This window comes from Caldicoprobacter algeriensis (genome assembly GCF_023838525.1).
GTDB classification, from domain to species: Bacteria; Bacillota; Clostridia; order Caldicoprobacterales; family Caldicoprobacteraceae; genus Caldicoprobacter; species Caldicoprobacter algeriensis.
Genome location: NZ_JAHUQD010000020.1, coordinates 39,639 through 47,143, shown reverse-complemented (window position 1 = coordinate 47,143; position 7,505 = coordinate 39,639). Strand labels below are relative to the sequence as shown.

At 37.3% G+C, this 7,505-nt stretch carries 5 protein-coding genes; all 5 read left to right on the top strand.

Annotated elements, in window-relative coordinates; translation table 11 throughout:
- Positions 1-292: 292 nt before the first annotated feature.
- The 5 genes from murJ to KVG29_RS10515 all read left to right on the top strand — a co-directional run bounded on the left by murJ (position 293) and on the right by KVG29_RS10515 (position 6,947).
- Positions 293-1,849 carry a murein biosynthesis integral membrane protein MurJ gene (gene murJ / locus KVG29_RS10535; protein ID WP_252228402.1) on the top strand — a complete coding sequence of 519 codons (1,557 nt, stop codon included), beginning with the start codon at positions 293-295 and terminating at the stop codon, positions 1,847-1,849.
- Between the two features lie 600 nt (positions 1,850-2,449).
- On the top strand, positions 2,450-3,112 hold the full coding sequence (locus KVG29_RS10530) for a nucleoside-diphosphate sugar epimerase/dehydratase (RefSeq protein ID WP_252228401.1): 663 nt from the start codon (positions 2,450-2,452) through the stop codon (positions 3,110-3,112).
- 90 nt (positions 3,113-3,202) lie between these two features.
- On the top strand, positions 3,203-4,276 hold the full coding sequence (locus KVG29_RS10525; protein WP_252228400.1) for a glycosyltransferase family 4 protein: 1,074 nt from the start codon (positions 3,203-3,205) through the stop codon (positions 4,274-4,276).
- 846 nt (positions 4,277-5,122) lie between these two features.
- Positions 5,123-6,127 (top strand): glycosyltransferase family 2 protein, encoded by a 1,005-nt coding sequence (locus tag KVG29_RS10520; RefSeq protein WP_252228399.1) that lies wholly within the window; start codon positions 5,123-5,125, stop codon positions 6,125-6,127.
- Positions 6,114-6,947, top strand: a complete 834-nt coding sequence (locus KVG29_RS10515) for a glycosyltransferase family 2 protein (protein ID WP_252228398.1) — start codon at positions 6,114-6,116, stop codon at positions 6,945-6,947. The genes KVG29_RS10520 and KVG29_RS10515 overlap by 14 nt, the downstream gene beginning before the upstream one ends.
- The last annotated feature ends 558 nt before the right edge of the window (positions 6,948-7,505 follow it).

The window sequence follows — 7,505 nt, the reverse complement described above, 5'->3', positions numbered from 1 at the left end:
TTTTAAAGGAATATTATTTATATTTAAGCACCACCCACTCTGGGGAGGTATTTGAAAAATATACCTAAAAAATCAGTTATATTCAGCAACTAAAGCTGATTTTGTATAAAAATTTTTGACACTACGTATGCTCGTAAAAGGATATTTTTATGGAATATTTTTTAATCCGCCAATAGTAAAAACATATAATGATTAAATCAAAAGCGTTCTATTTGATCAGGCAAATGATACATAATCAAAATAACATAGCTCAGTTCTATTTATTTAAATAAACTTTAATGAGGTGCTCAAAATGCAACAACAGATAAGCTACAAAAAAGCCACAATACTCGTGATGATAATCACGCTGCTCAGCAAGATAACCGGTTTTTTGAGAGAAATATTCCTGGGCAGCGCATACGGCGCCACATACGTCACCGATGCCTATCTCGTGGCCCTGACCATACCGCAGACCTTGTTTCTTAGTATAGCCAGTGCAATTGGTACGACATACATACCGCTTTATTCCCGCATTAAAGTTGAAGAGGGCCCCGAGGAGGCTGTTCGCTTTACAAGCAGGGTACTCAACGTTGTGCTGGTTGTAAGTGCCGCACTGGCGGTCGTGGGTATGGTGTTTACGAGGCCCATAGTATCCCTAATAGCCATGGGTTTCAAGGGAGAGGTTCTCAGGCTGGCGGTCAATTTTACCAGGATAACCTTTCCTATGATCATATTTATAGGGATGTGCCAGATTTTTATCAGTTTTTTGCAGGCTAACAACGAGTTTGTGCTTCCAGCTCTTATAGGCATTCCAAATAATATGATAATTATAGCAGTGCTGCTCTTAAGCGGTATGGTTGGACCCTATGGTTTAGTGGTTGGTACTCTGATAGGTAGCGTGGTACAACTCGCCGTTTTATTGCCCGGTGTATTTAAAAAAGATTACAGATACAGCAGGGTTTTAAACTTTAAGGACCCATACGTGGTAAAAGTTGCTGCCCTGGCACTTCCTGTTATGCTTGGTTCAACGGTGCAGCAGCTCAATGCCCTGATTGACAGGATGCTGGCCTCAGGCCTGCCCGAGGGCAGCATCTCGGCGCTCAACTTTGCCAACAGGCTGAACGGCTTTGCGTACGGCCTTTTTACCGTATCGGTGGCTACCGTTATCTATCCCCTGCTTTCGCACCTGAGTGCCGAAGAGAATATGGCCGGTTTTAAGGACACGCTTATAAAGGCTTTCAACGTCATCACCCTTATCATACTTCCCATTACCGTTGGAGCAGTGGTGTTAAGGCAGCCGATAGTGTCGGTATTGTTTGAGAGGGGGCAATTTGATGCCAGGGCAACTTCCATGACCGCCTCGGCGCTCATGTTTTATTCGTTGGGCATGGTATTCTATGGCTATCGTGATGTGCTGAGCAGGACTTTTTATTCGCTGCAGGATACCAGGACGCCCACGCTGAACGGTGTGCTGACGGTGTTGTGCAATATAGTGCTGAACCTTATTCTGGTCAGATTTATGCAGCACGATGGTCTGGCGCTGGCCACCAGCCTGTCTGCAATGATTATGACGCTGCTTTTGTTTGCAAACTTGAGGAAGCGGATAGGCGGCATTGGCGGAAGGAAGCTGCTTGGTGCGTTTTTGAAGTGCGGCATTGCATCAGTGATAATGGGTATCGTTGTGTACTGGCTGAACGGCATTGCGGCGGAATACATCTCCATGTTCAGCAAGATGGTTGGATTTTTAATTCTCGCGTTGGAGATAGGGCTTGGCGCTTTGCTATACTTTGCGCTTGTTTACCTTTTCAGGGTGGAAGAGGTCAAGTGGCTTATCGACATGGTCAAAAAGCGTTTGAGAATTTCTGAGTAAAAACTATTAAATTTTTTGTTTCGGCTTGCAGGAAAACGTAAGTGTGTATCGAATTATATCATAATTAGAACGTAAGCAGTAAGCAACTTGTTTTCTGAAGGCTGGGTTATCAGCCTAGAAAGGTGCACGCAAGGCTTTTTGTGCCGAAACGTTAAAATTGTACATTATTTATGTCTCATAAAATAAAAATGGTTGACATCTTATGCCATATGTATTATTATTTCTAACTGAAATGGACAAAATCCTGAAGGAAGGTTTTGCTGTTTCGGCGCATAACTTTCCTGACGGAGGTCATACGGGGATTAGACGAAGTAGGCATTTCCTCTATTATGGAGGGGAAATAGCAGCATTATGCTTTCCTCCAGGATTTGTCCTGCAAACACTTCAAAAAACTCGAAAAAACGGTATATCCGCATCAAGTTGCCCGTATTCACTATAAGTCATTATACACATTGCGGCAAATTTCGCATATCCCATATAGTGCTAAAGTATCATATTAATAGTAAAATAACGGCAATTTTTGTGCAAAAGTGCCTGTTTTCAAAGACAGACATTGTTTTTAGGAAAAGATAAGTTAATCGATGAAAGCAGGGGGTCAGCGTGGTTGCTCTGAGGCGTAAAATAGCATTTGTAGCAGCCGATATAGTCTGTATCAATATTGCCGTGCTGCTGGCATTTCTCGGGGTATACGGCATAAACATACCGCAGGAAATTTTAAAGATTCTCCCTCAAGTATGCATTGCTTTTACGGTTATAAGCATTCCCATCTACTACGTGTTTCAGCTCTACAGCAGCCTGTGGAAATATGCCAGCATAAATGAACTTATAATGATAATATCCTCATCCATCATCGCTTCGCTGGCGGCTTACATATACTGCACGTTTTTGATTGTTTCGATTCCTTTGAGCGTATACCTGCTTTACTGTTTTTTCAGCATGGCTTTTACGGGTGGGACGCGGTTGAGCTTCCGGATTTTAAGGAGGCTCCGCATTGTATGGTCGGGCAACGGCGTCAAGGAGTACAAAAGGGTCATGATAATCGGTGCCGGTGAAGCCGGTGCAATGGTCATAAAGGAGCTCAAGAACCACCCCGAGATGGGCTTAAAGCCCGTGGCAGCCATTGATGATGATAAGGCCAAGCATGGGTCGAAAATTTTGGGCGTGCCGGTATACGGCGGCAGGGAGCGCATAAAGGAGATTGCCAAGCAAAAGGCCATTGATGAGATTATAGTGGCCATACCTTCGGCGCCCAGGAGCGATTGATGAGGATTGCGTAGAAAGAAATTTCTAAAACAGAATTGTCTACTAATAAAGCTATAAAATTAACAAGTTAATTTTATGAGGGTGGTACATATGGGAGATTTATGGGCCTTTGTTATTGCATTTTTGATTTCGCTATTATTAATGCCATTGGTTATTAAGTTTGCTAATAAAAACGGCATTGTGGACAAACCCAACGGTAGAAAAATTCACAAAAAACCCGTTCCACTATTAGGCGGGGCTGCTATTTTTATAGGATTTATCATTCCTTTTGTTATATTCTCAAAGATAGATTTTAAGGTTATCAGTATAGCAGTTGCCTCTGCTATACTTGTTGTGGTAGGAATGTTTGACGATATTTACGACATTAAAGCCCAGAAAAAATTGGTTGTACAAATACTGTGTTCCACTTTAGTTGTGGTAGCAGGGATAAGGGTTAATATAAGTGAGTACATAACTGATAATGTGTATTTAGCTTTTTTAATTGATGGACTTATAAGCGTGTGCTGGATTATTGGCATAATCAATGCAGTTAACTTAATAGATGGTTTGGATGGTTTAGCGGGAGGAGTATCATTTATCGCTTCTATTGCATTTATAATTATTTTGGGGAGAGAAGGGTCAGATTATATCGGATATATAATCGCGTTATCGCTTGCTGGTGCAATTCTTGGATTTCTTCTCTATAATTTTTATCCCGCCAAAGTATTTATGGGAGATATGGGTAGTACATTCATAGGGCTTTTGTTGGCTGTATTAAGCATAATAGCTTTGGATATACCAGAAAATCCTGCTTCGATAGTGGCTCCTATAATTATTTTGGCGGTGCCAATTTTTGATACAGGTTTGGCGATATTACGAAGAATCGCGCAAAGGCAACCCTTGTTTTTAGCAGACAAAAATCATCTTCATCATAGACTTATAGCAAAAGGCTTTAGTCAGAGACAAGCGGTGTTTATAATTTATAGTTTAGCAGTGTTAGCTGCTTTGGTAGGAGTGATTGTGGATATTAAGCAATATTTTTATATTGGGGCTATAGTGATAGGTTTTCTTATGGTGTTAGGGATCTTAATTAATTTTAGAAGTTTTTTAAGGATAAGAAAAGCTATAGAAAAAACATATGGCGAGATAGCTTCTACTGGCGAAAGGAATATGTATGTTAAATGAGTCTAAAAGAGGAGTAGAAAGATGTATGTGCGAATGAATGTAAATGAACACTCCCGAAAACTATCTTAGGAATAGTTACCAAGATTTTAAAAATGGATTATACAAATTTGTAAGGCGAGCCGTCGAAAACAATGGATAATTGGGAAATATCGCCTAAGAGAGGTCCATTTTGACGGAGGTATCGACCAGGCAGCGTGCCAGGAATTCTTGAAGGATTTTTTCAGGTCTAAAGTCAGGGAGCTTACATTTAATAGTGCGATCTACAAGTTTTCTTACGATACCTGTGTGTTTGTTGGTCAGTTTTTGGTTAAGTTTTGTTTGGTTTAGGTGAGAAGGGGCGGAGATGGCGTATTCTTTTCAGAAGTTTTTTGTGTGAAGCAAACCAGAGGCGCCAGAGCAGGTCGTAGTAGGAGCCGACGCTGGGGGCTTTATCGGAATCGAAGCCGCAAATATCGAAAAGAAGTTGATCATGTTGTAGAGTTTTTACCCAATTTGTGATAGAATATACCTGTAGTTCGAGCATTAATACCAAAGAACGGATAATGCCCTGTTGATTTTTAGCTGGGCGCCCGAATTCAAGGTGAAGAGGTTTTATTATGGGAAGCAGGTTATCCAGGTTGAGGAGATAGAGCTTAGGAGATAGCTTTATCGAAGTGGATAAGCCTATATTTTTCTTTTTGAGCATGGATAGATAGGTGCTGTGAAGTTGTTGATAATCAGAATGAGATTGCTAGTTTCTAAGCATGTAAAACCCCTCAAATGGAATAAAATTAGTGGATAGAGAACTATTTTGGGGAAAAAAGTTTAAAAAGCGAAGGTGTAATATAAGGAAATAGAAGGAAATTTGTGTATGAAAATCGTATACAAAGTAGGGGTGAAGCTGAAAAGCTAGGCCCTGAAACATATAAAGATAAAACTCTCGGTCTTTTCGAGAGCGTACGTAAAAATAAGCTGGAGGTAAAATTGGTGAGCAAAATATTTGGAGTTATAGTAACTTATAAACCAGATGTGGTAATTTTAGAAAAGTGTATTCATAGTCTAAAAAATCAATTAGACAAAGTCATTATAGTAGATAATACTCATGGTGGTTGTGAAAAGCTTGAAAGTTTTAAAACGTTTCCCAACCTAGAAGTTATATATTTAAAAGATAACTATGGAATAGCTTATGCTCAAAATGTAGGAATAAAAAAGGCTTTAGAAAATAATGCAGATTATATATTACTTTCTGACCAAGATACAGTTTATCCGCCGGATTTTGTAGAAAAAATGCTGGAGTGTTTTAAAGAGGAAGAAATAGCTGCGTGTGGACCATTATTTATAGATGCAAATACTGGTAGAAAACAATTTTTTATAAAAAAAGGGTTATTTGGTTTTAAAAGATTTTACCCAACTTCAGGGAAGCATGAGGTTTTACAACTAATCGCATCAGGGACAATTTTAAATTCTCGCTATCTATCCTATATTGGTCTGATGAAAGAAGATTTATTTATCGATTGGGTTGACATGGAATGGTGCTGGAGAGCTGTTAAAAAAGGATATAAGATAATTGGAAATGCCGATGTAAAGATACTTCATAAACATGGTGAAAAATCTATTAGGTTTTTTTCAAAAAATGTTACTTTAAAATCTCCATTAAGACACTATTATACAATAAGAAATGGTACTTATTTAGCATTAAGAAATAGTAATCTAGATATTCCTCATCGTGTGATTTTATTTTTAAAAACATTTAGAAACATTTTTTTGTTTGCTTTATTATCTAAACCGCACTTAATTCACTTAAAATATACTGTATTAGGTTTTTGGCATGGAATTACTGGAAAATCAGGTGAGTTAAATGAGGCACATTAATGCATCTATAGTTCTATATCATAACCAAAAAGAACAGCTTTTAAAGGCAATTTACAGTTTTTTGAATACAGATTTAAAAGTAAAATTATATTTAGTTGATAATTCATCAAACAACGATTTAAAAGAGTTGGCAAAAATAGATAATAGAATAGAATACATTTTCAATAATACTAATCTTGGCTTTGGTGGAGCTCACAATATAGCCATTAGAAAATCAATTGAAGAGAATACACCATATCATCTGGTTTTAAATCCTGATGTATATTTTGAAAAAGGAGTTTTAGAAGAACTTTATAATTTTATGGAAAATAACCCAGATGTAGGAGTTGTAATGCCAAAAGTTTTATATCCTGATGGTAAATTACAGTATTTATGCAAATTGCTGCCGAAACCAATAGATTTATTTGGAAGAAGATTTTTAAACTGTGGTCCATTTAAAAAATTCATAGAAAAAAGGAACAAAATTTATGAGTTAAGATTTACTGGCTATGATAAAATTATGGAGGTTCCATGTTTATCAGGATGTTGTATGTTTTTGAGAACAAACATAATTAAAAAAGTTGGTTTATTTGATGAAAGATTTTTTATGTATTTAGAAGATACAGATTTAACAAGACGCATACATAAAGTTGCTAAGACTATTTACTTCCCTTACGTTCACATATATCACGAATATGGAAAAGGTTCATACGAAAATTTTAAGCTTCTTTATTATCACATTGATAGTGCTATAAAGTACTTCAATAAATGGGGCTGGTTTTTTGATAAAGAAAGGGATATGAAAAATAAGCTTACGCTTCAAAAATTAGGATACTGTTAAAGAGTAAAAGTAGTTTAAAGTTAGAATTTTTAAAAAGGAGAAATTTAAAGGGCTGAACGCCAATTGTTCTTCTTAGTTTGATATGTGTAGTTAATTAATAAGCAACTGTAAAATTATGTAATGATTGTCCCACAAAAAGCTAGAAAATATAAACAAATATAGCAAAATATGATATAATAATGGTATCAAATTCTAGGAAAAGGGATGATGCCATTATGTTTTGTAGGAATGCAAATTATCAAATATCGATGTTTGATCCACTGAATAGAATGCCAAAGTATTTAATAGACATTTTGAAGAATAGTTGGTGTCATGCTTTTAGGGAATATATTTTTCCAAAGATAGATGAAGAGAGATTCAGGGTGTTGTATAGTGATAATGCTGCTGCGAGGCCTAATTCTCCGGTGAATGTCATAATAGGAGGGGAAGCCTGCTTTTTTCTTTTTAAATAGGGATGGATAGGTGTTGTAAAGGATGTTTTTGATAATCATAATGAAATTGCCAGTTTCTTAGCAGGTAAAACCTCTCAAACGAAATAGAATTGGTAAACATAAAACT

What these genes read in the sequence shown, in the direction of transcription:
- murJ (WP_252228402.1), top strand. Translation starts at nt 293, where the DNA reads ATGCAACAACAGATAAGCTACAAAAAAGCCACAATACTCGTGATGATA.
- KVG29_RS10525 (WP_252228400.1), top strand. Translation starts at nt 3,203, where the DNA reads ATGGGAGATTTATGGGCCTTTGTTATTGCATTTTTGATTTCGCTATTA.
- KVG29_RS10515 (WP_252228398.1), top strand. Translation starts at nt 6,114, where the DNA reads ATGAGGCACATTAATGCATCTATAGTTCTATATCATAACCAAAAAGAA.